This is a genomic window from Burkholderia anthinoferrum (assembly GCF_002925705.1).
GTDB lineage: Bacteria > Pseudomonadota > Gammaproteobacteria > Burkholderiales > Burkholderiaceae > Burkholderia > Burkholderia semiarida.
In genome coordinates, this window is record NZ_LFZP01000051.1 from 312,084 (window position 1) to 337,877 (window position 25,794).

A 25,794-nucleotide genomic window follows, 5' to 3' on the forward strand; every position below is an offset into this window, starting at 1 on the left:
CTGCTTCCCGGGATGCGGCAGAAGACGAGGCTCTGCGCGTTTTCCTCAGGCAGCAGTCAAGTTGGTCATGCACCAACTACAACTCGCATCGGTGTTCACAGAACACTCCATGTAACTAGACGGGGGCGATGGTAATGGCTCGCCGTGCGAAGCGTCAACCCTTTTGTCGGGCGTTATTTCGAGATGCTTGATCGCGTGGGTGCATGTTCGCGGTCGCGCCCGACAACCCGCAATGAAACAGCCGCGCGCACACCTTGTCGGCATGCGCGCGGCCGCGTCGAACGAGATGCCGGTTACTGGTTCGCGGTCGCGACGGCGGCCGCTGCATCGAGGATGCCCGAGCCTGCCGGCATCGCGGTGCACGACGTGCCGGCCGAGAGCTTCGCCGCGCGCGTGCCGCCTTGCAGCTTCTGCATGATCTGCGCGGGCGTGAGGTTGCCGTTCACCGACAGCATCAGCGCGGCAACTCCCGTCACCTGCGGCGTCGCGAGGCTGGTGCCGGTCGCGGGGCCATAGGTGTCCGAGCCCGGCGTCGTCGTGCCGGCGTTCGACGTCGACAGGATGTTGACGCCCGGTGCGCTCAGCGCGACGTCGGCGCCGAAGTTGCTGAACGATGCGCGTCGGCCCGTCGCGTCGGTCGCGCCGACGGTGATCACGCCGCGGCAGTTCGCGGGCTGGTCGAGCCCGGTCGACAGGCCGTCGTTGCCGGCCGCGACGATCACGGTCACGCCTTTCGCGGTCACGTCGTCGATCGCCCGCTGGAACGTCGTGCTGCACGCGCCGACCCCGCCGAGGCTCAGGTTGATGATCTTCGCCGGGCGCGGGTTCGTCGGAACGCCGGACACCGGAATGCCGGCTGCCCAGCGCATGCCGTCGGCGATGTCGCTCGTCACGCCGCCGCACTTGCCGAGTACGCGCACCGGCAGGATCTGGCCGAGCCACGACACGCCGGCGACGCCGGTGCCGTTGTTGGCGGTCGCGCCGATCACGCCCATCACGCGCGTGCCGTGCCAGCTGCTGTTGCTCGGCTGGCTCGCGCAGTGATAGAACGGGCCGTTGACGTCGTCGAGTTCCTGCTGCGTGACCCAGTCGCCCGGATCGGTTGCGTCCGGGCCGCGCCTCGAGCCGTTGTTGCTGGTGTTGATGTTGCTGATGAAGTTGTAGCCTTGCTGTATCAGATTGCCGACGAGGTCGCCGTGCGGCCGGTAGCCGGTATCGAGCACGGCCGTGACGACGGTCGGCGAACCCTTGGTCACGTTCCATGCGGGCGGCAGGTTGATGCCGGCGGTCGGATCGGACAGGTACCACTGCTGGTTGTAGAGCGGGTCGCTCGGCGTGTCGCGGATCTGCATCGGGTGATCCGGTTCCGCGTAGTCGACGTCGCTGTCGGCCGCGAACGCCTCTGCGAGCGCGGCGGCATCGGTGGCGGCCATGCGCTGGCCGAGCGACAGCACGGCCGCGCCGTTCGAGATCGTTCGCTCGACCTGAACGTTCACCGGCGTTTGCGCGATGGTGCTCGCGTACGCGCGTGCGCTGCCGGTCACCGGCGCCGTCCAGCGCGTCATCGCGCGCTGGATCACCGCGTCGAGTCTCGAACCGTCGTCGACGGCCGCCATCGCCCGCGTGGCCGTCAGCGTTTTCAGCTTGACGATGAGGTGATCGACCGGCGGCTCGACCGGCGCCGTCTGCGCGGCCATCTGCACGGCGGCCTGCTGCGACGAGCACGCATTGCCGCCGGACGACGCCGGCGGAGTGGTCGGGGTGGGCGCGGGTGCGGGCGTGGGAGCGGGCGTCGGCGCGGGCGCCGGTGCAGGTGACGCGTTGGACGGAGACGGGTCGCTGCCGCCGCCGCCGCCTCCGCCGCAACCGGCGAGGGGCAGGAGCGCGGCGGCGGACAGCATACCGGCGAGCATGCGCGCATGGGCCGAACGGGCCAGCGCGAAATTGAAGCGTTTGGCTTTCATGTTGAAAGTCGATCCTCGTAGATAACCGTCGTGCCGGCGGTGGTGCCTGGTCCGGCATAAACCGGACCTTGTTCTTGTCGGGCGCACGCAGCGCTGCTGCGACGCGCCATGCATTGGGTAACGGCTGATGAGGCGGCTTCTTGAGTACGTTTTGTGCGAAAAAGGCGCGACACGCAAACGGTTGCGATGCTGTCTTGCAGCATGAACGCGCGTTTGGAACGGGCGACCTGTTCATGGGGTGCAAGATTGCAGGCAGTGGGCCCGGCGAAACGTGCGCCGCAGGCGCTTTTGCGCGTCGCGGAAACGATGCCTCACGGTGATGCGCGCGACGGGGGCCGCTTGACGCTTTCCCCGATGTGGGACGAATTTTGTCGGGCGTAGGATCGCGATTCGATCAAGGTTTCTTCAGGAGAAAAGCATGGATCACCGCTTCCGTTGGCTGGCTGTCGCGCTGGCCTGTGCGCTGGCCGGCGCCGCGCACGCGCAGGCCCTTACCGGTACGCTGAAGAAGATCAAGGACACGGGCGTCGTGTCGCTGGGCATTCGCGAGTCGTCGGTGCCGTTCTCGTATTCGGACAATCAGCAGAAGAACATCGGCTACTCGCGGGACATCGCGTCGCGCATCATCGACCAGTTGAAGACGGATCTGAACCTGCCGAACCTCGCGGTGAAGGAAATCCCGATCACGTCGCAGAACCGCATTCCGCTGCTGCAGAACGGGACGATCGACTTCGAATGCGGGTCGACGACGAACACGCTCGAGCGGCAAAAGCAGGCCGCGTTCTCGAACAGCATCTTTCTGTACGGCATTCGCTTCAGCACGCGCAAGGATTCGGGCGTGAAGGACTTCGCGGACCTGGCCGGCAAGACGGTCGCGACGACGGCCGGCACGTCGGACGAGCGCCTGCTGCGCAAGCTGAACGAAGAGAAGGCGATGAACATGACGATCATCAGCGCGAAGGATCATGCCGAAGCGTTCATGAACGTCACGACGGGCCGCGCGGTGGCGTTCGTGATGGACGAGCCGCTGCTGTACGGCGAGATCGCGAAGGACCGCAACCCGGGCGCGTATACGGTCGCGGGCACGCCGCTCGTTCACGAAAACTACGCATGCATGATGCGCAGGGACGATCCGGCGTTCAAGCGCGTCGTCGACGGCGTGATCGCGAAGATGCAGACTTCAGGCGCGGCCGAGAAGCTCTACGATCAGTGGTTCATGCGGCCGATTCCGCCGAAGGGCGTGAGCCTCAACTATCCGCTGTCGCCGGAGATGAAGCAGCTGTTCAAGAATCCGACGGATCAGGCGCAGTATTGATCCGGCCGTCTCAAAGAAAAACCGCCGGCACGTGCCGGCGGTTCGGGCGCGGCGCGCCGAGTGGCGCGAATCGCGTCAGGCCTTGATTTCCGGGCCGCGTGCGGCCGGTGCGACGGGAGCGGCCGGCGTTGCCGGGGCCGCCGACGGCATCGGCGGCTGCGCCGGGACGATGACGAGCACCGGTTGAGGAGCGGCCCACGCCGGTATCGCGAACCCGACGGGCTGCGGCATCGGCATCGCGAACGCGTTGGCGAGCGCGATGTGCTGGAGCGCCATCATCTGCTGCTGCATCGCGACCATCTGCGCTTGCGCCGCCTGCATCCGGTACTGCGCGGCCTGGATTTGCCGCAACGCCGCGGCGGGCGGCATGCCGCCCGACGACGCCGTCTGCATCTCGAAGCTCGCGCCGCCTTGCGGGCTGTGCCAGCTCCACGTGCTGACCTTCATCGGGCCGACGGCCGTCTGGACGACCCGCGTTTCGGCCTTCACGGGCACGGCCTGCCCGTTGACATTGACGAACATCGGTTGGGCGGCGGCCGCCGCGCCGGCTTGCCCGGCCAGCGCGAACACGGGCACCAGCGCCAGCGCGCCCGCCGCCATATACGAACGGAATCGCATCTTCGTATCTCCATCGAACGAGACTGATCGAATCAACAATGACGTACGGCTCACGGAGTGAGCCACCCGAAACAATGCGGCCGTCGGCTTAAATCAACATTAAAATCGCCGCCCGCCGGCCCGATCGGCGCATGTCGGGACGTGCCGCGATCGGCATTCAACCTCGCCCGCGCCAGGGGGAATCCTGTCGCCCGGTGCAACAACAGGCACAATACGGAATTCGCCACCCCCGCACGCATGTTCGCCATCCGAACATTGACGTCGCGGCACTGCTGCCCGACCTCCTTCCCAGTCATGAACGCCACGCTCACTCCGGCGCGCGAGTCGAATTCGCCGCGCTTCCTGCTGTTCCTGATCTGCCTGTTCGCGTCCGCCGGCCAACTCGCGATCGACATCTACGTGCCCGCGCTGCCCGACATGGCACGTTCGTTCGCGACCACGCCGCAGGCGATCCAGTCGAGCGTGTCCGGCTACATGGCCGCTTACGCGCTCGGCCAGCTGATCTTCGGACCGATCGCCGATGCGTACGGACGCAAGCGCGTGCTCGCGTTCGGGCTCGTGATCTACACGATCGGCTGCCTGCTGTCGCTCGGCGCGCCGAACCTGGAGACGTTCGTGCTCGCGCGCTGCCTGCAGGGCTTCGGGATCGCGACCACCAACCTGCTGGCGAAGGCGATCATCACCGATTCGTTCTCCGGTCAGGCGTTGATGCATGCGTTCACGTACATGTCGATCGCATGGGGGCTGGCGCCGATCATCGCGCCGGTGATCGGCGCGCACCTGCAGGAATGGTTCGGCTGGCGCGCGTGCCTCGTGTTCCTGCTGGTCTACTCGCTGGCGATGTGGGCGCTGCTGTGGCGCTACCGCGAAACCTTGCCGAAGCCGGTGCGTCTCGAGCCGCGCACGCTGATGGCGAACACCGGCAAGGTGCTGGCGAGCCCCGTGTTCCAGAGCTGCTTCCTCGCACAGGGGCTGTGCTACAGCATCCTGCTGGTGTTCAACATCGTCGGGCCGTTCATGGTGCAGACCACGCTGCACAAGCCGCCGACCTTCTTCGGCTACCTCGCGCTCGGCATCGGCCTCATGTATTTCCTCGGCGGCCTGTCGAACCGGATCCACGGCCGCGGGCTGCCGAGCGCCGAGCAGCGGCTGCGCATCGGCGCGCGCGTGATGGCGGGCGCGTCGATCGCGATGCTGGTGCTGGCGCTGAGCGTCGGCCTGCGCGTGTGGACGCTCGCGACGCCGGTGCTCGTGATGGGTTTCTGCGCGGGCGCGATGTATCCGACGCTGATGGCCAAGGGCAATTCGCTGTTTCCGCATATCGCCGGCCTGACGAGCGCGATTCTCGGCTGCGCGCTGCTGCTCGTGTCGTCCGCGATGATGGGCCTGGCCGGTTTCGTGTCGATTCACGTGCTGACGCCGCTCGCGGTGTTCTTCGTCGCGTTGTCGTTCATCGTCGTGTGGATGGTGACGAAGCTGCTGCGCCATCTGTCGCGGCAGCAGGCGGCGCCGGTCGTGTGCGGGAGTGGCGAGGCGGCGTAAGCGCCGGCTCGCGATCGACTGATGAACCGGATCCTGCTGAATCGCGTCGCCCGGTCCGACGCCGCCGACCTCATCGCCGCCAACCGCGCGAGCCGGAGTCACCATTTGCCGTGGGTCGATTCGTTCATCGACCAGACCGGGTTCGATCAATGGTTCGCCCGCTGCCTGACGGGGCCGAACGTCGGATTGGTCGCGCGCGAACGGGCGTCGGGCGCGGTGGTCGGCGTGGTGAATCTCAACGAGATCGTCGGCGGGGTGTTTCAAAGCGCTTATCTCGGGTACTACGGGATGGCCAATCTCAGCCGCAAGGGGCTGATGACGGACGCGGTGCACGCGGCGGTCGACGTCGCGTTCCGCGAGCTCGGGCTGCACCGGCTCGAAGCGAATATCCAGCCCGGCAACCATGCATCGATTGCGCTGGTCCGACGGCTCGGGTTCAGGCAAGAGGGATTTTCGCCGCGCTACCTGCGCATCGGCGGCGAATGGCGCGACCACGAGCGTTGGGCGCTGCTGGCCGACGACGCGCGCGAAGCGAACGCCTGACGGTCGATTCCTGCCCCGTCTCGTGTTCCTTACAACGGATGCGCGGCGCCGGCCTGCTGCAACAGCGACACCGCAACCGGATCCGGCAGTCCGTTCGAATCGATCGCCCCAGCCTTGGCCAGCGCGACGAGATCGCTGTCGACGCCCGGTTGCCCGACCACGAACGACGTGGTCAGGAACGCCGGTGCGGCCAGCGTGACCGCATAGCGTTGCTGCAGGTTCGTCACCACGGCCGATTGCGCGGCCTGCACGGTGTCCGGGCTGTTCATCGCCCGCTGGTAGCGCAGGGTGCCCTGGAAATTGCCGATCAGCCCGGCCGTGTTCGTCCCGAGTTGCGCCGCGAGATAGACGAGCATCAGCTCGGTCTCGGGCGTCGTATCGAAGGTGCCGCCCGCGTAGGCGAGCGAATGCAGGCTCGCGCCGCCCGACGCCACGGTGATGACGCATGGCAGCGCGGCGTTGAGCGTCACCCGGTAGTTGCCGCCGCCGTCCGTCAGCGTCGTGGCCGACCCCGCCGCGCAATTGACCGCCACCTGCGCGCTCGCGAGCGCGTCGCCCGTCGCGGCCGTGCCTGACAGCGAGACGGTTTGCGTGTTGTCGTTGAAGCACGCGTCGACGCCGAAGCAGGCTTCACCGTTGCAGGCCTGGAGGGCGGCGAATGTTGCGACGCACAATGCGCCCAGCGCGGGGCGGGTGAAGCGCGTAAGGCGAAGGTTCATGGTCGCGGGCGATCGAGAGAATGAGGCAACCGGTGCGCATCGGGAATGCGGCGCTACTGTAATTCTATGTCCTGAACCGGCGTAAAAGCGAATGCAGCCGGCCAGCAAGACCGGCCCGCCGCCTCACGGCTTGCGCGCGGCCGGCTTCGCGAACGCGCCGCGTACCTCGAAGCCGATCGCATCGGCGACGTTGCCGCGCGCATCGACGAGTTCGAGCCGGTGCCTGCCGGGCCACGGCAGCCACGCGACGCGGTCGGCGTGCCCGATCACCTTGTCGTCGAGCCGCCACGCGAACTTCGTCGCGCGCCCGGCCGAGCGTTCGAACCAGATCCGCTGGTTCTTCGGCGGAATGTCCGGATCGATCGCGAAGATCGTGCCGTCGGTCGGCGCGCCGATCGTCAGCGGCGCACGCGCACCGTCCTTGCCCGGCGTGGCGGGCGCCGCGAGCCGGATCGTGTCGACCGCCGTGCCCGCGACGAACCATTCGTTGCGGGCCGGCTCGATGTCGCGCTCGAACGCGATCCGGCGCGTCTCGACGCCGGCCGGCGCACGCGGCGCACGGCTCGGCAGGTCGCGGTGCAGGTAGCCGACGACGGCCGACCACACGGGCGACGCGCCCGTGACGCCCGACACGTCCCACATCGGCGAGCCGTCCGCATTGCCGACCCACACGCCGACCGTATAGCGCGACGTAAAACCGATCGTCCAGTTGTCGCGCATGTCCTTGCTCGTGCCGGTCTTGACCGCCGAGAAGAAGCGCGTCGCGAGCGGATTGTCGAAGCCGAACGTGCGCACGCGCGCGTTGTTGTCGGACAGGATGTCGGTCACGACGAAGCTGGCCGCCTCGCTGAACACGCGCGTACCGGCGTCCGGCCGCGCAGGCGCCGATGCGCCGGATGCCGGCGCGGGTGCCGTGGCCGGCAGGTCGACGACCTTGCGCGCGACTCCGCCGTTCGCGAGCGCGCGGTAGGCGTTGGTCAGCGACAGCAGCGTGACGTCCGCACTGCCGAGCGCGAGGCTGAAGCCGTAGTAATCGCCTTCCTGCGCGAGCGGCAGGCCAAGCGCGGTCAGCGTGCGCGCGAAGCGGTGCGGCGTGACGAGCACCAGCGCGCGCACGGCCGGCACGTTCAGCGAGCCGCCGAGCGCGCTGCGCACGCTCACCCAGCCCTTGAAATCCTTGTCGTAGTTCTGCGGAATGTACAGGCCGCCGCCGGCGGCGAGGTTGATCGGCGCATCGTCGAGCAGCGACGCGGCCGTCAACCTCTTTTCATCGATCGCCTGCGCGTAGAGGAACGGCTTGAGCGTTGAGCCGGCCTGGCGCGGCGCGAGCACGGCATCGACGTCGCGCGCGCTCGACAGCGCCCCCGACGAGCCGACCCACGCGCGGATCTCGCCGGTCGCGTTGTCGATCACGACGACCGCGCCGTCCTGCACGTTGCGCCGGTGCGCGGGTGCGTTCAGTTCGGTCAGCGCGCGCATCAGCGTGTCGCGCGCGAAGCGCTGCAACGGCGCGTCGAGCGTCGTGCGGACCTGCGCGCCGGCCGCCGGCCTGACCTCGGCCGCGATGCGCCGTGCGAAGTGCGGGGCGAGGGCGGCGCCCTCGTCGCGTACGGCATTGGCCGAGCGTGCGGTGACGAGCTGCACGTAGCCGTCGAGCGACGCGCATGCCTGCCCGGCCTGCATGTCGCGCAGGATCCGGCATGCGCGCTCGGCGAGCTTCGCCGGCGCCGCATTGGGCGCACGCACGAGTGCGGCGGCGATCGCGGCCTCGCGCGCGTCGAGGCCCGACGGCGCCTTGCCGAACAGCACCTGCGACAGCGCGCCGAGCCCGATGGTCTCGCCGCGGAACGGCACCAGATTCAGGTAGGCCTCGAGGATCTGGTCCTTGCGCCAACTGCGTTCGAGCCACAGCGCGTTCACGGCCTGCGTGGCCTTCTGCGGCAGCGAGCGCTGGCCCGAGCGGCGCGGCGAATCGCCGAGCAGCCCCGCGAGCTGCATCGTGACGGTCGACGCGCCGCGCGTGCGCTCGTTCCACAGGTTGCCCCACGCGGCGCCGGCAATGCCGCGCCAGTCGACGCCGCTGTGTTCGTAGAAGCGCTTGTCCTCGGACACGACGATCGCCTCGCGGAACGCGGGCGATACGTCGGCGAGCGATACCCAGTCGCCGCGCCGCTCGGTGAGGTCGACGCGCGTGCGCTGCAGCGGCGTGCCGTCGCGCGCGAGCAGCACCCAGTCGGAGCTGCGCCAGTTGCGGCGCACGTCGTCGTAGCCGGGCAGCGCATGCGCGACGAGCGGGGCGGCCAGCACGACGGCGACGAATACGCGGCCGGCGAAACGCGCCGGCCGCGGCAAAGCCAGATCGATCATCGCGGTCTCGTTACTTGCCCGCGTCGGCCGGCTTCACGGTCATCGGCGGGTTCGGCCACAGGCCGTACACGGACGGCGCATACAGTGCCTCGACACGTGTCGGCGGCAGCCCGAACGTGCCGACGTTGTTCAGCCGCAGCGTGTACTCGACCGAGAATTTGCCCTTCGGCAAATAGTCGTAATACGCGCGGTAGCCGTCGAAGTCGCGCTCGATGAACGTCGGCCATGCGCCGTCGGGCGTCTTCTCGCCCTGTGTCGCGGCTTCGGAATCGCGGCCGAGGCCCGACCCGAGGATCGTCGCGCCGGCCGGGATCGGATCGTTGACGGCGACCCACGTCATGTCGCTCTGCGCATCGATGTCGAGATGCACGCGCACGACGTCGCCGCGCGTCAGCACGCCGTTGACGGCCGGCGACACGGGCGTGACGGTCTTCGTGATCCGGTAGCCGGCCGCGAACGGCGCGCGCAGCGGCACGGCCGCGAGGCTCTCGACGGTCGCCCACGGGCGGCCGGTGCCGTCCTGCGTGACCGACAGCGTGGCCGGCCCCTGCGACGCACGCGGCCACGGCATCAGCACGCTGCGCGCGGCGGCCGCGCGGGTCGCGGGCGTGGCCGACGCGGGCGTATCGGCGGGCGCGGCCGATGCCGGCTGCGACCACGAGATCGAGCGCGCGTCGCCGCCGAGCGCCACCTTCGTCGCGCCGGTGACCGGCGTGCTCTCGTAGGTACGCGAGAAGCGCTCGACCGCGAGCAGGCCGAGCGCGTTCGACGTCGTCGTCTGCCATGCGCCCTGACGTTGCAGCGCGAGCAGGCCGGCGGTCACGCGCGGCATTTCATCCTTCCATGCCGGGTCGCCCGCGAATTCCAGCGCGAGACGCGCGGCATTGGTCTCGTTGCTGGTCATCAGCCACCACAGGTCGTCGTCGCGCGCGGTCGAGAACACGAGCTGCGTGCCCTGGTACGTGAGACGCGCCCGCAGGATCTGGTCGACCTGCGCGCGTTTCTCGTCGCGTTGCGGGATGTCCTTCACGCGCGTCAGGATCGCGTGATAGTCGATCACCGCCGACGTCGGCCACTGGTTCGGCGCGATCTCGATCGAACCGAGCATGCGGCCCTGTGCGGCGCCGTAGCGCGACAGCGCCTCGATCGCGGCGAGCTTGCGCAGGTCGCGATCCTGGCGCGGCGCCCACGCGTTGCGCTCGATGCGGCCGTCGACGAAGCGCGCGAGCCCGGCCTCGAGCTGCGTGCGCAGGTCTTCCGGCAGCGCGAAGCGCGGATCGAGGCGGCTGGCTTCGTCGGACACCACGAGCAGGTACGACGACAGCGTCGGGCTGCCGTGGTGCGAATCGTCGGACGACGGCGGGAAGTAGCTCGCCAGGCCGTCGCTGTCGAGGTAGACGGGCATGCGTGCGATCAGCGCCTGCCATTGCGCGGGGTCGCGCAGCCCGATCGCGCGCGACGTCTGCTGTTCGAGGCAGCGGTACGGATAGCGCTCGAACCAGCGCCGCACGCCGGGCAGGCCGTCGGCGAGCTTCGACTGCAGCGATACGGCGATGCCGCCGCGCGGTATGCCTTGCGCGTTGCCGACCGCGCCGGCCGGGGCCGCGACGGGCACCGTCAACGTGCCGTCGACCTGTGCGAGCGTCGCCTGCTGCACCGTGACCGGCAGCGCGGGCACCACCTTCTGCGCGACAGCCAGTGCATCGGACGCGCGCTTGCCGCCTTGCTCGGCCGCCTCGATGCGCCAGTTCAGCGCACCGGCCGCATCGAGCGCCTGCTCGGGCACGGTGACCGTCCACGCGACCTCGGTCGCCGCATTCGCCGCCAGCGACACGGTCTGCGGCGCGACGTCGAGGCCCGTCACGCGCGGCGTCACGACGACCTGCATCGCGCGGTCGGTCGTGTTGCGCAGCGTGACCTGCGCGCGGAACGCGTCGCCTTCGCGCACGAGCGGCGGCAGGCCGGAGATCAGTTGCAGATCCTGCGTGCTGCGGATCGACGTGCTGCCCGTGCCGAAACGGTCGGGGCCGACCGCCGCGATCGCGACGATCCGGAAGCGCGTGAGCGCGTCGTTCAGCGGCACCTCGACGGTTGCGCTGCCGTTGGCATCCAGCGTCACGCGTGGGTTCCACAGCAGCAGCGTGTCGAACAGCTCGCGGGTCGGCGCGCTGCCGCCCCCGCCGCCGGCCGGCACGGCCTTGCGGCCGAAGTGGCGGCGGCCGACGATTTCCATCTGCGCGGTGGCCGTCTCGACGCCGTATGCGCGCCGGCGCAGCATCGCATCGAGCAGGTCCCAGCTGTTGTTCGGCATCAGTTCGAGCAGCGCCTCGTCGACGGCCGCGATGGCGATCTGCGTGCCGGCCGGTGCGGGCTGGCCGTTCGGCAGCGTGACCTTCACGTGCGCTTGCGCCTTGCCGCGTACCGTGTAGCGCGTCGCGTCGGTCGTCACGGTCACGCCGAGGCGATGCACGCCGGTGCCGACCTTGATCTCGCCGAGCCCGTAGCGGAACGCGGGCTTCGACAGGTCGACGAACGCGGTCGGCGCCTCATGGTGCCGGCCTTCGCGCCAGAACGCGCGCGCCCATTCGACCGGCGCCTTCCAGCCCCACGTGAAAAACGAGTACCACGGCACCTCGCGAATCCGCCCGCGCAGCGCGAGCACCGATACGTAGACGTTCGGCCCCCACGATTCGCCGACCTTCAGGTCGACGGTCGGGTTCTTGCCATTCAGCTCGACGATGTGCGTTTCCATCACGCCGCCGCGCTCCACCGCGACGAGCGCGGTTGCGTAGCGGAACGGCATGCGCACCTGGAAGCGGGCCGTTTCGCCCGGTTCGTACGACGTTTTCTCGGGGATCACGTCGATCCGGTCGGTGTTGTCGCCGCCGAACCAGAGTTCGTCCTCGCGCGTGACCCATACCGACGTCGACGCATTCGACGTGCGGCCGTCGCCGTCCTTCGCGACCGCGATCAGCTGCACGTTGCCGGCCTGCTCGAGCGTCGCGTCGCAGGCCATGCGGCCCTTGTCGTCGGTCTTGCCCGAGCACAGCACGCCGAGGTCGCGCGTATCGCTCTTGTTGTCGTACGCATAGAAGCCGCCGACCATGCGCTTGCGCGACGACGTCGTGATGCGAGCCACGCCCTTGATCTCGATCGGCACCGACGCACGCGGCTTGCCCTGCAGGTCGACCGCCAGCGCCTGCACCGGCACGCGCTGGCCGACCGACACCCAGCGGCGGGCCTTGATGCCGGCCACCACCGCGGCCGGCCACAGGATCGTGTCGCCGCGGATCGTCTGCACTTCGCCGTTCGGGTCGGCGAACGTCGCCTCCAGCGCGATGCGCTTCGGTGCGTCGACGTCGGGCAGGCCCTTGAGCGTGACCGTGCCCGCACCGTTGCGGTCGAGCGTCAGCGGCAGCTTGTCGGCGATCAGTTTCGTCGCGTCGGGATCGTTGCTCGATGCCGACGACGACGTGTTGTCGCCGTCCTGCGCATCGTCGTCGGCGTTGCCGTCGTTCGTGTCCGGACGATACGGCGTGAAGCTGAAATCCTCGAAACGATCGGCGAACGGCGGCGATGCCCACTTCATCAGCGCCGACACCTGCACCGGCAGGTTCGATGCGCCGCCGCCCGACACGTAGTCGATCTGCACCGCGAGCGGCGCTTCCTTCACGGCGACGAGCGGGCTCTTCTGCGTGTCGCGCGCGCCGATCGAGCCTTTCAGCACCGGCAGGCGGAACGCCTCGACGCGGAAGCTGCCGCTGTAGTAAGTGGCCGTCGGCGCATCTTCCGGGCCGCCTTCGAGCTCGACGCCGTATTCGCCGAGCTTCGCGGCCGCCGGCAGCGTGAACTGCGAGTCCGCGCTGTGGTCGGCTGCCCATGTGAGCGGCAGCTTGTAGGTCTGGCCCGTGCCGAGATGGCGGATCGTCACGCGCGTCGGGTATTGCGACGGGAACGCGAGGCTCTGCAGCGTCTCGGTGCGGATGAAATGCTTCATCGACACGGTTTCGCCGGCGCGCAGCAGCGTGCGGTCGAACACCGTATGCGCGCGCACGGTCGGCGCGCTGTCGGTGTCGGTCGGCACGTTGAAGCGCCACGATTCGATCCCGCGGTTCCAGCCCGAGCTGACGAACGCCATGTCGGGGCCCGTCTTCGGATCGACGACGCGGGCCGATACGAAATAGTCGTTGAAGGTTTCCGACGAGTTGCACGCGCGCTTAGGCTCGAACGGCCCGTCGATCTTCAGCAGGCCCTGCGCGTCGGTCTTGCCGGCCGCGATCTCGTCGCCGTTGCAGTCCGACACGCGGATCTGCGCGTTCGGCACCGGCTTGCCCTTGTCGAGCGTCGTGACCCACACGAGGTTGTTCTCGCGGCCCTGTTTCAGGTGCACGCCGAGGTTCGTGACGAGCACGGTCGTGCGCACGTACATGCTCGACGGCTTCGCGAGCAGCGAGCGGCCGAGCGCGGGCGACGCGAGTTCGAGCACGTAGAAGCCGGGCTTGTCGATCGGCACGCCGACCACCTCGAACGGGCGCAGCGTCTTCGGGTCGGCCTTCGGCAGCGTCAGCACCTGCGCGCCGGGCTCGCCCGTCAGCAGCGACAGCGAGCGCACGTCGATGCGGCGGTTCTTCGGCGCGGGCTGCTTTTCGCCGGCCTCGAGCGGCACGTACACCGGGTGTTGGCCCTTGCGTTCCAGCAGGCCGGGAATCTGGTCGTCGATCGAGCCGGCCGTCATCGACCAGTTGTCGAAGCGATCGACGGTGCGCATCCATTGGCGGATCGCGGTGTCGTTCTCGACCTTCAGGTTCGCGAATTGCGCGCCGCCCGCATTGAGGCCGGCGATATGCAGGTCGGCCTCGACGTTGCGCAGCGTGACGGGCACCAGCGCGGGCGTATCGGGTTCGGCGAAGCGCTCGACGATCCCGAAGGTGCCCGACGAGAATTTGGCGAGCGGCGGCATCGGCGCGGTGCGCGTCGCGAGCGGGAACAGGTCGGCATTGGACAGCGGCCGGTCGGTCACGTCGTGCAGGCCGAACGGCAGCTCGACGGTCAGGCCGGCCTGCGCGGGCAGCGGCGGGTTGAACGTGACGGTCGTCACTTCCTCGCTGCGATCGTCGGCCGCGAAGGTGGGCGACAGCGAGCCGTCGGGGCCGCGCAGCTTGATCGCTTCGGCCTGCTTGCGCGAGATCGGTGCGTTGAACGACAGCGTGAGCGGGCGCAGCGGCGTGCAGGGCGCCTTCGCGTTTTCGCGTTCGCACGAGAAGCTCGCGGCGAACGGTGCGCGCACGGTGAAATCGAAGCGCCGTTCGGTGTCGTTCGCGATGCCGCTCGGGCTCGCGACGCCCTTGCCGTACACGAGCTGCATCTTCGCGCTCGCCGGCAGCGCCTGCGAGCACGACAGCGTCAGCACGCGCGCCGCCTCCTTCTTCCAGCCGAAGTGATCGAGCAGCGCGTTGCGCGTCTCGTCGTCGGCCGCCGTGACGGGAATGCGGTTGCCGATGCCGGCCGCTTCGCACCAGATGTTCGCGAGCGCCGAGCGCGGCTCGGCCGGGCCGTTCAGCTTCATCACGAAGACCTGCCGCTCCTCGATCTCGCGCGAGCCGGGGCGCACCGACACCGGAAACGGGCCGCCCGTCTGGAACGTGAAGCGACGCGGGCCGCTGACCGCGTTGCCGGCGACCGAGCGCAGCGTGTCGTTGAGCGCGACCGAGCAGCGCACGCCGGGCGGCAGGTCGCTTTCGAAATCGTAAACCCAGGTCTTGTCGTCGAGCCAGTGGCCCTGGCCGCGCGCGGCCGTCGAATCGTTGCAGGTCATGCGCGCCGGATTCGGCGCGGAGGCCGAGCCGAAGGCGACCATCGGTTCGTCGAACTTGACGACGCTCTGCCGGACTTCGGTGACGGTGCCTTGCGGCGACACGCTCACCGTGCGCGCCGCGCCCGCGTGCAGCGACAGCGCCGTGGCGCCGCCGAGCGCCGCGACGGCGCCGATGCGCCAGAGCAGGCGGGCCGTGTGGTTGGTCTGGTCGGTTTCTTTGTTGTGCTTGTCGCGTTGCTTCATCGCTCGATTGCCCTCGGAGGGAAGCTTTCTGTTTGATTGCACGGGATTCTAACCGACCGCCGTGCGCGCGCAGCGCGGCGTGCAGGGGCAGTGTGTGGTCGGCGCGCGACACGGGCAGGCGTGCCGCAGATTTGTCGCGTCGACGACACAAAAATGCAGCGAAATGTCGATTACGCCGGATTGCGGAACATTTAATGAACTATAAAAAGATTGTTCGATTCGATTTGTGCGCGTACATTTCAGGTCCGCGCCAATGTTTGAGAAATATCAAGCGTGGTTTTCCCGAATCCGGTGTTCGAGAGAAGGAAACATGCACAACGACAACACCCCCCAATCGCGTCGTGACGACGCAGCCGCAACCGGCATCACGCGGCGTCAATGGCTGCAGGGCGCACTGGCGCTGACGGCGGCGGGCCTCACCGGCTCGCTGGCGTTGCGGGCCCTGGCCGACGATCCCGGCACCGCGCCGCTCGATACGTTCATGACGCTTTCCGAAGCATTGACCGGCAAGAAAGGGCTGAGCCGCGTGACCGGTCAGCGCTATCTGCAGGCCTTGCAGAAGGGCTCGTTCAAGACGGCCGACAGCCTGCCGCAACTTGCCGGCGCGCTCGCATCCGGCTCGCTGAATCCCGACCAGGAATCGCTCGCATTGACGATTCTCGGCGCGTGGTATCTCGGCATCGTCGACGACGTCGTGATTACCTACGAAGAAGCATTAATGTTCAGCGTGGTGTCCGATACCCTCGTGATCCCTTCGTATTGCCCCAACAAACCCGGCTTCTGGGCCGAAAAACCGATCGAGAGGCAAGCCTGATGGCCGATACCGATACGCAAAAGGCCGACATCGTCGTCGTCGGGTCCGGTGTCGCCGGCGCGATCGTCGCGCACCAGCTCGCGATGGCGGGCAAGTCCGTGATCCTGCTGGAAGCCGGCCCGCGCATGCCGCGCTGGGAAATCGTCGAGCGCTTTCGCAACCAGCCCGACAAGACCGATTTCATGGCGCCGTACCCGTCGAGCCCGTGGGCCCCGCATCCGGAATACGGCCCGCCGAACGACTACCTGATCCTGAAGGGCGAGCACAAGTTCAACTCGCAGTACATCCGCGCGGTGGGCGGCACGACGTGGCACTGGGCCGCGTCGGCGTGGCGCTTCATCCCGAACGACTTCAAGATGAAGACGGTGTACGGCGTCGGCCGCGACTGGCCGATCCAGTACGACGATCTCGAGCATTACTATCAGCGTGCCGAGGAAGAGCTCGGCGTGTGGGGCCCGGGCCCCGAGGAAGATTTGTACTCGCCGCGCAAGCAGGCGTACCCGATGCCGCCGCTGCCGTTGTCGTTCAACGAGCAGACCATCAAGAGCGCGCTGAACGGCTACGACCCGAAGTTCCACGTGGTGACCGAGCCCGTCGCGCGCAACAGCCGCCCGTACGACGGCCGGCCGACTTGTTGCGGGAACAACAACTGCATGCCGATCTGCCCGATCGGCGCGATGTACAACGGCATCGTCCACGTCGAGAAGGCCGAGCAGGCCGGCGCGAAGCTGATCGACAGCGCGGTGGTCTACAAGCTCGAGACCGGGCCGGACAAGCGCATCGTCGCCGCGATCTACAAGGACAAGACGGGCGCCGACCATCGCGTCGAGGGCAAGTACTTCGTACTCGCCGCGAACGGCATCGAGACGCCGAAGATCCTGCTGATGTCCGCGAACCGCGATTTCCCGAACGGCGTCGCGAACAGCTCCGACATGGTCGGCCGCAACCTGATGGACCACCCCGGCACCGGCGTGTCGTTCTACGCGAGCGAGAAGCTGTGGCCGGGCCGCGGCCCGCAGGAGATGACGTCGCTGATCGGTTTCCGCGACGGCCCGTTCCGCGCGACCGAAGCCGCGAAGAAGATCCATCTGTCGAACATGTCGCGCATCAACCAGGAGACGCAGAAGATCTTCAAGGCCGGCAAGCTGATGAAGCACGAGGAACTCGACGCGCAGATCCGCGACCGTTCCGCGCGCTACGTGCAGTTCGACTGCTTCCACGAAATCCTGCCGCAGCCCGAGAATCGCATCGTGCCGAGCAAGACGGCCACCGACGCGATCGGCATCCCGCGCCCCGAGATCACGTATGCGATCGACGATTACGTGAAGCGCGGCGCCGTGCACACGCGCGAGGTCTACGCGACGGCCGCGAAGGTGCTCGGCGGCACCGACGTCGTCTTCAACGACGAGTTCGCGCCGAACAACCACATCACCGGCGCGACGATCATGGGCGCGGATGCGCGCGACTCGGTCGTCGACAAGGACTGCCGCACGTTCGACCATCCGAACCTGTTCATCTCGAGCAGCTCGACGATGCCGACCGTCGGTACGGTGAACGTGACGCTGACGATCGCGGCGCTCGCGCTGCGGATGTCGGACACGCTGAAGAAGGAAGTCTGACCGTGCGGAAATCTACTCTCACCTTCCTCCTGGCCGGCTGCCTTGCGTTGCCCGGCCTCGCACGCGCGGCCGATTCGGCCGATCCGGCGCAGGTCAAGCGCGGCGAATACCTCGCGGTCGCCGGCGACTGCATGGCCTGCCACACCGCGAAAGGCGGCAAGCCGTTCGCGGGCGGCCTCGGCATGCCGGTGCCGATGCTCGGCAAGATCTATACGAGCAACATCACGCCCGATCCCGACACGGGCATCGGCAACTGGACGTTCGACGATTTCGAGCGCGCGGTGCGTCACGGCGTGTCGAAGAACGGCGACAACCTGTATCCGGCGATGCCGTACGTGTCGTACGCGAAGATCAACGACGACGACGTGCGGGCGCTGTACGCGTACTTCATGCACGGCGTCGAACCGGTCAAGCAGGCGCCGCCGAAGAACGAGATCCCCGCGCTGCTGAGCATGCGCTGGCCGCTGAAGATCTGGAACTGGCTGTTCCTGAAGGACGGCGTGTACCAGCCGAAGCCCGAGCAGAGCGCCGAGTGGAACCGCGGCGCGTATCTCGTGCAGGGCCTCGCGCACTGCAGCACGTGCCACACGCCGCGCGGCATCGCGATGCAGGAGAAGTCGCTCGACGAAACGGGCGGCAGCTTCCTGTCGGGCTCGGTGCTCGCGGGCTGGGACGGCTACAACATCACGTCCGACCCGAACGCGGGGATCGGCGGCTGGACGCAGCAGCAGCTCGTCCAGTACCTGCGCACCGGCAGCGTGCCGGGCCTCGCGCAGGCAGCCGGCCCGATGGCGGAGGCGATCGAGCACAGCTTCTCGAAGATGACCGAAGCCGACATCGGCGCGATCTCGACGTACATTCGTACGGTGCCGGCCGTGGCCAGCGGCGACGCGAAGCAGTCGCGCTCGTCGTGGGGCAAGCCGGCCGAGGACGGCCTGAAGCTGCGCGGCGTCGCGCTCGCGTCGTCGGGTATCGATCCGGCGCGGCTGTATCTCGGCAACTGCGCGACCTGTCACCAGATGCAGGGCAAGGGCACGCCGGACGGTTACTACCCGCCGCTGTTCCACAACTCGACGGTCGGCGCGTCGAATCCGACCAACCTCGTGCAGGTGATCCTGAACGGCGTGCAGCGCAAGGCCGGTAGCGAGGACGTCGGGATGCCGGCGTTCCGCCACGAGCTGTCGGATGCGCAGATCGCCGCGCTGACGAACTACCTGACCGGGCAGTTCGGCAATCCGGCCGCGAAGGTGACCGAGCAGGACGTCGCGAAGCTGCGCTGACGCGGCGCGCGACGAAGCAGGGCGACAACATAAAAGAGGAGGAGCACAGCACATCGGGCGGGTCCCGATGCCGGTTGTTGCAGAGCGGAGCGGGCGGCGCGGATGGCCGCCCGCTCCGGTTCACAGGCAATCCGGTGCGTGCGGCTGCGCGCATCGTTTTCGTTGATCACACCATGACACCGAATCAACCGTTTCTCGCGTCCCAGCGCGATGTGCTGCTGCTGCTGTCCCGCATTCTGCTCGTGATCCTGTTCGTGATGTTCGGCTGGAAGAAGATTGTCGACTTCTCCGGTACGATCGCGTTCATGGGTAGCGAGGGCGCGCCGGCGCCGATCATCTCGGCGGCGATCTCCGTCGTGATGGAGCTGTTCGTCGGGATCGCGATCCTCGTCGGTTTCCAGACGCGCGCGCTCGCGCTGCTGCTTGCGCTGTATACGATCGGCACCGGCATCATCGGCCATCACTACTGGACGATGACGGGCGGCGAGCAGATCAACAACATGATTCACTTCTACAAGAACATCGCGATCTCGGGCGGCTTGCTCGCGCTCTGCGCGGCCGGCCCCGGACGTTTTTCGATCGATCGCGGCTAAGCAGACCCGAGGCGCGTGCATGGGGCGCGCGTCGGACGGTCGAGACTTCGAGGGGGCATCATTTTGCGACTCAAATACCTTGCATGGCTGCTTGCGGCCGCCACGCCGGCGGTTGCGTTTGCACAGACGAGCGTCACGCTGTACGGCCGGATCGACGGCGGCGTCGAATACCTGAACCACATCGCGAAGCCGAACGGCGGCAGCGGCACGCGCTGGAGCGCGGAAAGCGGCGACTGGGGCACCAGCATGTTCGGGCTGAAGGGCGTCGAGGATCTCGGCGGCGGGCTGTCGACGGTCTTCAACCTGGAAACCGCGTTCCAGGTGATGAACGGCCAGACGGGCGGCGGGCGCATGTGGTCACGGCGCGCATACGTCGGGCTGAAGAGCGACACGTGGGGCCAGTTGCAGGCCGGCCGCAACCTGTTCATCGACAGCGACGGCGTGTGGGAATTCGATCCGTTCGTCCAGCAGGCGTTTTCGTCGGCGTCGCTCGTGCGCGGTCGCAACTGGCCGCAAAGCAGCAACAACATCGAATATCACAGCCCGGTGATCGGCGGCTTCGACGTGCAGGCGCAATACGCGTTCGGCAACCAGTCGCGCGGGTTCAACTACGGTGCGGCCGACGATTTCGGCCGCTCGGACGGGATCATGATCTCGTACCACTCGCCGGTGCTCGACGTGCGCGGCATCTACGACGAACTGCGCGACAACAACGGCAAGTTCAGCAACATCTTCACCGCGTCGCGCGAGTACTTCGTCGGGGCGAACGTGAAGGTGTCGAAGTTCAAGATCCAGGGGGCATATACGCACTACCAGGCGCCGGACAGCCCGGCGGGGGTGGCCGATCGTGCCGATCATTACTGGCTCGGTGCGACGTATACGGCGACGCCGCAATGGGCGGTGACGGGCGGCGGGTACTACGTGAAGGTGGGCGACGGCGGCGGCGATGCGTCGCACGATCCGTCGGGTCACGCGATCATGTACGTGCTCGGCACCACGTACAACTTGTCGAAACGCACGTTCCTGTATGGGACGGTCGCGTATGTGCGGAATGGCGGCAATTCGAACTTTTCGCTGATTGCGTCGCCGCGCGATGCGACGTCAGGGACGAGTCCGATGACGGGCGAGTCGCAGACCGGCGCGTATGTGGGGATGATGCATACGTTCTGAGTGAGGTGGTTCGTGTAGGGGAAAAAGGCATGGGCGATGAAGCTCCGTGCCTTTTTGCGTTTACGGCGTTGCCGGATCATTGTGACGTGCACATCAGCGCCGGCGCGCAGATCGAGGTGCGCCGGGCCTGCCGCAGGCCGTTATATGGCTGCCGGGCATCGCCCATTCATCTTTTCGCCGCGAGTCTTATAGCTGGCGTTACGCATCGTGCTACCGATAACGTGCGTTGATCAGCCGATTGATGTTGGCCAGCACGCGTTCGCCGTCATGCGGACGATCGGGACCATGAAACAGCTCGACCTGCATGTCGATCACGAGCAGCGCGCGTTTCGGGGAAGGGGCTTCGGACATGGCGTTTCTCCTGAGTGGCCGATGCAGACGGAGAAACGAAAAGACCCCGTCCGGAACCGGCGGGGCCTGTGGGAATCGGTGACGCTACGATCTTGCGCGCACTCGCCGCACGGGCCCGCCGAAGGCGGTCGTGCGCGTGGTCGTCGAAAGGATGATCGTGGCGTTGTGCATTGGTCGATGATGCCCGATGGGCGCGCGCAAGGTCAATGACGCTTCGCGTGCCGCGCACCGGCCAACGCTCAATCGAGCGCCTTCCCCGCCTTCTCGTCCATGCAGCGAATCGCGAGCAGCGTGAAGACACCACACCCGATCGCATACCACGCCGGCGCATTCGGATTGCCGGTCGCCGCGATCAGCCACGTGACGAAGAACTGCGCGAAGCCGCCGAAGATCGCGACGCCCACGCTATACACGAGCGCACCGCCGGTCGCCCGCACCGCTCGCGGAAACAACTCGCCGAGCATCGCCCCCGTCGCGCCGATGTTGATCGCATGCACGATCGACAGCGCGGCGATGATCGACAGCAGCGACGCGGCGCCCGGCCAGCGATTCAGTGCGATGAACGCGGGGTAGATCGCGGCCATCAGCACGATGCGCGTCCACCATACGATCCGGTTGCGCCCGTACACGTCGGACAGATGGCCGCCGATCGGTGTCACGAGCATCAGGATCGCACCGGCGACGCAGCCTGCCGTCATCGACAGCCACGTCGGCAGGTGCAGCACCTGCACGCCGTAGATCGCCATGTAGAACACGATGATGTAGTGGATCGACGTGCCGCCGATCGTCACGCCGAGGCCTGCGAACACGGCCTTGCCGTGATGACGCAGCACGTCGGCGAGCGGTAGCGACGCGACCTTTTCCCCGGATGCATGCGCGGCAGCAGCAGGCGCGGCCGCAGGCACTTCCTCGACGGTCTTGCGCAGCCAGTAGCCGAGCGGCACGAACAGCGTGCCGATGATGAACGGCACGCGCCAGCCCCAGCTTTCGAGTTGCGCGGCCGTCAGCGTCGACGTCAGCGCGACGCCGGTGAGCGCGCCCGCGAGTGCGGCGAGCCCCTGGCTCGAGAACTGGAACGACGCATAGAAACCGCGCCGATGCTGCGGCGCCTGTTCGAGCAGCAACGTCGTCGACGCACCGACTTCGCCGCCCGACGCGAAGCCCTGCAGCAACCGGGCGAGCACGAGCAGTAGCGGCGCGGCGATGCCGATCTGCGCGAAGGTCGGCGCGACCGCGATCGTCGCGGTGCCGAGCGCCATCAGCAGCAGCGTGAGGATCATCGCCTTCTTGCGGCCGGCGCGGTCCGCATACATGCCGATCACGAGCCCGCCGAGCGGACGCGTGACGAAGCCGACACCGAAGCTCGCGACCGCGAGCATCAGTTGCCCGAACGACGAATGCACCGGAAAGAACAGCTTGCCGATCAGGATCGCGAAGAAGCTGTAGACGGTGAAGTCGTAGAACTCGAGCGCGTTGCCGACGGCGGCGGCCGCGATCAGCCGGCGTTTTCTCGCGGCGGCGCGGGCATCGACCGGCGTGCCGGCGAACGGAAGGGCGGACGTTTCCATGGGGTTCCCCCGGTTGGCGCGAAACTGCGTGGTGAAGGGCGTTCAGGCCGCAAGCCAGGCTTCGGCGACGCGAACCCAGTAACTCGCGCCGATCGCGAGGATGTCGTCGTTGAAGTCGTAGCCGGGGTTGTGCACCATGCAGCCGCCCTTGCTGCCGATTCCGTTGCCGATGAACGCGTAGCAGCCGGGGCGCGCCTCGAGCATGAACGCGAAGTCCTCGCTGCCCATCAGCGGCGCCGCTTCGGTTTCGACGCGCTCCGCGCCGAGCATCTGTTGCGCGATGCCGGCCGCGAACGCGGTCGGTTCCGCGTGATTGACGAGCACCGGGTAGCCGTAGTCATAGTCGATTTCCGCGGTGACGCCGAAGCTCTCCGCCTGGCCTTTCGCAAGCGCTTCGATGCGGCGCGCGAGCAGGGCGCGCACGTCCGCGTTCAGCGCGCGCACCGACAGTTTCATCACGACGGTTTCCGGAATGATGTTGAACGTCTCGCCGGCCTGCACGCTGCCGACGGTGATCACGGCCGCATGCTGCGCATCGACTTCGCGCGCGACGATCGTCTGCAGCGCGACCATGATGCTGCCGGCGGCGGACATCGGATCGCGCGCGAAATGCGGCATCGCGCCGTGGCCGCCGACGCCGCGCAGCGTGATCGTCACGCGGTCGGCCGACGCCATCGCGGCGCCGGTGCGGAACGCCATGTCACCGGCCGCGCGGCCCGGCATGTTGTGGATCGCGAAAATCGCGTCGCACGGGAATCGGTCGAACAGGCCGTCGTCCATCATCGCCTTCGCGCCGCCGAAGTTTTCCTCGGCCGGCTGGAAGATCAGGTTCAGCGTGCCGGAGAACTGGCGCGTGGCCGCGAGGTGGCGCGCCGCGCACAGCAGCATCGCGGTATGGCCGTCATGGCCGCATGCATGCATCTTGTTCGCATGGCGGCTGGCGTACGGCAGGCCGGTGGTTTCCGCGAGCGGCAGCGCGTCCATGTCGGCGCGCAGGCCGACCGTGCGCGTGCCTTGCCCTTCGCGCAGCACGCCGACCACGCCCGTCTTGCCGATGCCGCGATGCACGTCGTAGCCCCAGCCGCTGAGCAGTTCGGCGACGAGGTCGCTCGTGAGCGTCTCTTCGAATGCGAGTTCGGGATGGGCGTGGATGCGGCGACGTACTTCGACGAGCTCGGGGGCGATCGCGGCGATGCCGGGGATGACGGGGTTCACGGCTTGCAGCATGGTGTCTCCTGTGGGGCCGGTGGGGCGTTTGACGCGCATATGACGACCAAGCATATAAATTTCTTTTGCGTACCAGAAGCTGCTAAATTGCTTTGGTGCACACCGTCGGTTGCCGCTCGGGAATACCCTGATCCCGCGCGTCGCGCGATGCACCGGGTTTCCACCGATCATGCGTTGCCGCCATGAAATACCATCAGTTGAAAGCGTTCGTCACCGCCGCCGAGGAAGGGAGCATTCGCGCGGCTGCGCGGCGCCTGAACGTGTCGCCGGCCGCGCTGACGAAGGCGGTCAAGGAACTGGAGATCGCGCTCGGCGTATCGCTCGTCGTGCGTACCGCACGCGGCGTGCAGCTCACCGCGTTCGGCCAGCAGTTGCAGGTGCGCGCGCGACTGATCGTCGCCGAAATGCAGCGCGCCCGCGACGACATCGAGCAGGCGCAGGGGGCGATGACGGGCTCCGTCTCGGCGGCGATCACGCCAGCGGCGGCGGTCACGATCCTGCCCGACGCGTTTCGTGCGTTCCGGCGCCGCTTTCCAGTGGCGCGCGTCAACCTGATCGAAGGGTTTCCCGGTGTCGCGCTGCCGCGCCTGCATGACGGTTCGCTCGATTTTGCGGTGGTGGTCGTCGTGCCCGAACTGCTGGCGGCCGAGTTCGATCATACGGAGCTCTATGCGAGCCGCTCGCTGATCGTCGCGCGCAAAGGGCATCCGCTCGCGTCGGCCACGTCGCTCGCCGATCTCGTCGAGGCCGACTGGCTGATGAATCCGTCGCCGGAAAGCTCGACGCAGGTGCTGTTCAACTCGTTCGTCGCGTACGGGCTGCCGGTGCCGGCGCGTGTCGTCGAATGCCCGAGCTTCGGTCTCGCGCACAGCCTGATGACGGGTTGCGACCTGATCGCATCGATGCCGGAACAATTGCTGCAAGGCGAATGGGCGCGCGACCAGCTCGCGGTGCTGCCGATTCGCGAGCGCTTGCCGGGCGTATCGGTGCAGGTCGTCACGCGCCGCGACAGCCCGCTGACGCCGGCCGCGGCGATGCTGCTCGATTGCCTGCGCGATTCCGCGCGGCGCAAGGGGCTGCGATGAAAGGGCGCCCCGCGCGGATCGCGTAGTGATCCTGACGATCGTGGGTCCGGCACGCGCTCGCCGCGTACCATTGCGGCGCCCGTCGCGCGAGCCGGTATCATAGCGGCCGGCCCGCCGCTCCGGCCGGCCTTCAAATCCATCGCCATCCGGCATCCAGCAATCAGAGGCATCACATGACCAGTGCAACCCAATTCGACAACGTATCGGTCGTCAAGCGCGCGAACGTCTATTTCGACGGCAAGTGCGTGTCGCATACCGTGCTCTTCCCGGACGGCACGCGCAAGACGCTCGGCGTGATCCTGCCGTGCGCGCTCAACTTCGGCACGGATGCGCCCGAATTGATGGAAGTGCAGGCCGGCAAGTGCCGCGTGAAACTCGACGGCAGCAGCGAATGGCAGACCTACGGCGCCGGCGAATCGTTCTCGGTGCCGGGCAAGAGCCGCTTCGACATCGAGGTGATCGAGACGCTCGACTACGTGTGCAGCTACCTGTAACGCGCTTTTCGCGCGGCAAAGAAAAAGCCCCGCCGAAGCGGGGCCCGTTGCAAGCGGATGGCGCAAGGCCATCCGGTGCGCCAGCCTTCGTTACAGGCAGGCGCTGATGTCGCCGGCGGCCGCTGCGTCGCCGCGCACGCCGACCCACGTCTTCGCATCCGGCTTCCACGACGGACGAACCATCGCGGCGGCGCCGTTCGGCGGCTGCTGGCCCGGTGCGTACACGTCGGTCGCGAGGCCGTTGGCCAGCACGTTCTGCGAGATCACCTGTTGTTGCGACTTGTCGGCCCAGGTCTTGGCGATGCATGCCGAGACGTCCGGCGCTGCTTTCTGGCTTTGTCCCACGTTCTGCACGGCCGGTTCGGCCGCATGAGCAGAAATTGCCACGGTCAATGCGATGAGCGGTAAGTATTTCACGTTCACGTTATCTCCCTCGAGTCGTGATTGATTGAGTGGGATGCGCAGCA

The 25,794-nt window shown here is 67.6% G+C and carries 18 protein-coding genes and 1 pseudogene; 10 read left to right on the forward strand and 9 right to left on the reverse strand.

Features of this window, described 5'->3' with window-relative positions:
- Positions 1-293: 293 nt before the first annotated feature.
- A complete protein-coding gene (locus tag C5F75_RS21890; protein ID WP_059585003.1) occupies positions 294-1,964 on the reverse strand; it encodes a S8 family peptidase in 1,671 nt (556 codons plus the stop codon).
- A gap of 418 nt (positions 1,965-2,382) precedes the next feature.
- Between C5F75_RS21890 and C5F75_RS21895 the strand changes: the two genes are divergently transcribed.
- Entirely contained in the window at positions 2,383-3,279 is an 897-nt protein-coding gene (locus tag C5F75_RS21895; RefSeq protein ID WP_059585004.1) for a glutamate/aspartate ABC transporter substrate-binding protein, read from the forward strand.
- Between the two features lie 75 nt (positions 3,280-3,354).
- Here the strand turns inward: C5F75_RS21895 and C5F75_RS21900 are convergent, their stop codons facing one another.
- Entirely contained in the window at positions 3,355-3,897 is a 543-nt protein-coding gene (locus C5F75_RS21900) for a hypothetical protein (RefSeq protein WP_060009336.1), read from the reverse strand.
- A 294-nt stretch (positions 3,898-4,191) separates the two neighbouring features.
- Between C5F75_RS21900 and C5F75_RS21910 the strand changes: the two genes are divergently transcribed.
- Together C5F75_RS21910 and C5F75_RS21915 are read left to right on the forward strand one after the other, a co-directional pair.
- Positions 4,192-5,439, forward strand: coding sequence for a multidrug effflux MFS transporter (locus C5F75_RS21910; protein ID WP_060009339.1), 1,248 nt, complete (start codon positions 4,192-4,194; stop codon positions 5,437-5,439).
- Between the two features lie 21 nt (positions 5,440-5,460).
- Positions 5,461-5,982 (forward strand): GNAT family N-acetyltransferase, encoded by a 522-nt coding sequence (locus C5F75_RS21915; RefSeq protein WP_060009342.1) that lies wholly within the window; start codon positions 5,461-5,463, stop codon positions 5,980-5,982.
- A gap of 29 nt (positions 5,983-6,011) precedes the next feature.
- Here the strand turns inward: C5F75_RS21915 and C5F75_RS21920 are convergent, their stop codons facing one another.
- From C5F75_RS21920 to C5F75_RS21930, 3 genes are all read right to left on the reverse strand, one after another.
- Positions 6,012-6,701, reverse strand: a complete 690-nt coding sequence (locus tag C5F75_RS21920) for a hypothetical protein (RefSeq protein WP_104012738.1) — start codon at positions 6,699-6,701, stop codon at positions 6,012-6,014.
- Between the two features lie 123 nt (positions 6,702-6,824).
- Positions 6,825-9,068 carry a penicillin-binding protein 1C gene (gene pbpC / locus C5F75_RS21925; protein ID WP_089465592.1) on the reverse strand — a complete coding sequence of 748 codons (2,244 nt, stop codon included), beginning with the start codon at positions 9,066-9,068 and terminating at the stop codon, positions 6,825-6,827.
- A 10-nt stretch (positions 9,069-9,078) separates the two neighbouring features.
- Positions 9,079-15,126 (reverse strand): alpha-2-macroglobulin family protein, encoded by a 6,048-nt coding sequence (locus C5F75_RS21930; protein ID WP_104012739.1) that lies wholly within the window; start codon positions 15,124-15,126, stop codon positions 9,079-9,081.
- A gap of 310 nt (positions 15,127-15,436) precedes the next feature.
- On the opposite strand from C5F75_RS21930, the gene C5F75_RS21940 reads away from it, so the two are divergent.
- The 5 genes from C5F75_RS21940 to C5F75_RS21960 all read left to right on the forward strand — a co-directional run bounded on the left by C5F75_RS21940 (position 15,437) and on the right by C5F75_RS21960 (position 20,602).
- Positions 15,437-15,940, forward strand: a complete 504-nt coding sequence (locus tag C5F75_RS21940; RefSeq protein WP_059639572.1) for a sugar dehydrogenase complex small subunit — start codon at positions 15,437-15,439, stop codon at positions 15,938-15,940.
- On the forward strand, positions 15,940-17,559 hold the full coding sequence (locus C5F75_RS21945; RefSeq protein ID WP_059585012.1) for a GMC family oxidoreductase: 1,620 nt from the start codon (positions 15,940-15,942) through the stop codon (positions 17,557-17,559). The genes C5F75_RS21940 and C5F75_RS21945 overlap by 1 nt, the downstream gene beginning before the upstream one ends.
- A 2-nt stretch (positions 17,560-17,561) precedes the next feature.
- Positions 17,562-18,839: a cytochrome c gene (locus tag C5F75_RS21950; RefSeq protein WP_059585013.1), complete on the forward strand. Its 1,278-nt coding sequence runs from the start codon at positions 17,562-17,564 to the stop codon at positions 18,837-18,839.
- Between the two features lie 173 nt (positions 18,840-19,012).
- Complete coding sequence (locus C5F75_RS21955; RefSeq protein WP_060310849.1) at positions 19,013-19,432, forward strand: DoxX family protein; 420 nt, start codon at positions 19,013-19,015, stop codon at positions 19,430-19,432.
- A gap of 63 nt (positions 19,433-19,495) precedes the next feature.
- Positions 19,496-20,602, forward strand: coding sequence for a porin (locus C5F75_RS21960; protein ID WP_059639570.1), 1,107 nt, complete (start codon positions 19,496-19,498; stop codon positions 20,600-20,602).
- A 225-nt stretch (positions 20,603-20,827) separates the two neighbouring features.
- Here C5F75_RS21960 and C5F75_RS21965 read toward each other — a convergent pair.
- From C5F75_RS21965 to C5F75_RS21975, 3 genes and pseudogenes are all read right to left on the reverse strand, one after another.
- A pseudogene (locus tag C5F75_RS21965) lies at positions 20,828-20,953 on the reverse strand (cysteine hydrolase); the annotation flags it as partial.
- A 239-nt stretch (positions 20,954-21,192) separates the two neighbouring features.
- Positions 21,193-22,521, reverse strand: coding sequence for an MFS transporter (locus tag C5F75_RS21970; protein ID WP_059585016.1), 1,329 nt, complete (start codon positions 22,519-22,521; stop codon positions 21,193-21,195).
- A gap of 42 nt (positions 22,522-22,563) precedes the next feature.
- Positions 22,564-23,748 carry a M20 aminoacylase family protein gene (locus C5F75_RS21975; protein ID WP_059585017.1) on the reverse strand — a complete coding sequence of 395 codons (1,185 nt, stop codon included), beginning with the start codon at positions 23,746-23,748 and terminating at the stop codon, positions 22,564-22,566.
- 182 nt (positions 23,749-23,930) lie between these two features.
- On the opposite strand from C5F75_RS21975, the gene C5F75_RS21980 reads away from it, so the two are divergent.
- Positions 23,931-24,833, forward strand: a complete 903-nt coding sequence (locus tag C5F75_RS21980; protein ID WP_060009358.1) for a LysR substrate-binding domain-containing protein — start codon at positions 23,931-23,933, stop codon at positions 24,831-24,833.
- Between the two features lie 173 nt (positions 24,834-25,006).
- On the forward strand, positions 25,007-25,327 hold the full coding sequence (gene ppnP / locus C5F75_RS21985) for a pyrimidine/purine nucleoside phosphorylase (protein ID WP_040140021.1): 321 nt from the start codon (positions 25,007-25,009) through the stop codon (positions 25,325-25,327).
- A 90-nt stretch (positions 25,328-25,417) separates the two neighbouring features.
- Here ppnP and C5F75_RS21990 read toward each other — a convergent pair whose 3' ends face one another.
- On the reverse strand, positions 25,418-25,750 hold the full coding sequence (locus C5F75_RS21990) for a hypothetical protein (RefSeq protein WP_179231799.1): 333 nt from the start codon (positions 25,748-25,750) through the stop codon (positions 25,418-25,420).
- Between the last annotated feature and the right edge of the window lie 44 nt (positions 25,751-25,794).

Coding starts and splice junctions, on each gene's coding strand:
- C5F75_RS21890 (WP_059585003.1), bottom strand. CDS start 1,964: ATGAAAGCCAAACGCTTCAATTTCGCGCTGGCCCGTTCGGCCCATGCG.
- C5F75_RS21895 (WP_059585004.1), top strand. CDS start 2,383: ATGGATCACCGCTTCCGTTGGCTGGCTGTCGCGCTGGCCTGTGCGCTG.
- C5F75_RS21900 (WP_060009336.1), bottom strand. CDS start 3,897: ATGCGATTCCGTTCGTATATGGCGGCGGGCGCGCTGGCGCTGGTGCCC.
- C5F75_RS21910 (WP_060009339.1), top strand. CDS start 4,192: ATGAACGCCACGCTCACTCCGGCGCGCGAGTCGAATTCGCCGCGCTTC.
- C5F75_RS21915 (WP_060009342.1), top strand. CDS start 5,461: ATGAACCGGATCCTGCTGAATCGCGTCGCCCGGTCCGACGCCGCCGAC.
- C5F75_RS21920 (WP_104012738.1), bottom strand. CDS start 6,701: ATGAACCTTCGCCTTACGCGCTTCACCCGCCCCGCGCTGGGCGCATTG.
- pbpC (WP_089465592.1), bottom strand. CDS start 9,068: ATGATCGATCTGGCTTTGCCGCGGCCGGCGCGTTTCGCCGGCCGCGTA.
- C5F75_RS21930 (WP_104012739.1), bottom strand. CDS start 15,126: ATGAAGCAACGCGACAAGCACAACAAAGAAACCGACCAGACCAACCAC.
- C5F75_RS21940 (WP_059639572.1), top strand. CDS start 15,437: ATGCACAACGACAACACCCCCCAATCGCGTCGTGACGACGCAGCCGCA.
- C5F75_RS21945 (WP_059585012.1), top strand. CDS start 15,940: ATGGCCGATACCGATACGCAAAAGGCCGACATCGTCGTCGTCGGGTCC.
- C5F75_RS21955 (WP_060310849.1), top strand. CDS start 19,013: ATGACACCGAATCAACCGTTTCTCGCGTCCCAGCGCGATGTGCTGCTG.
- C5F75_RS21970 (WP_059585016.1), bottom strand. CDS start 22,521: ATGGAAACGTCCGCCCTTCCGTTCGCCGGCACGCCGGTCGATGCCCGC.
- C5F75_RS21975 (WP_059585017.1), bottom strand. CDS start 23,748: ATGCTGCAAGCCGTGAACCCCGTCATCCCCGGCATCGCCGCGATCGCC.
- C5F75_RS21980 (WP_060009358.1), top strand. CDS start 23,931: ATGAAATACCATCAGTTGAAAGCGTTCGTCACCGCCGCCGAGGAAGGG.
- ppnP (WP_040140021.1), top strand. CDS start 25,007: ATGACCAGTGCAACCCAATTCGACAACGTATCGGTCGTCAAGCGCGCG.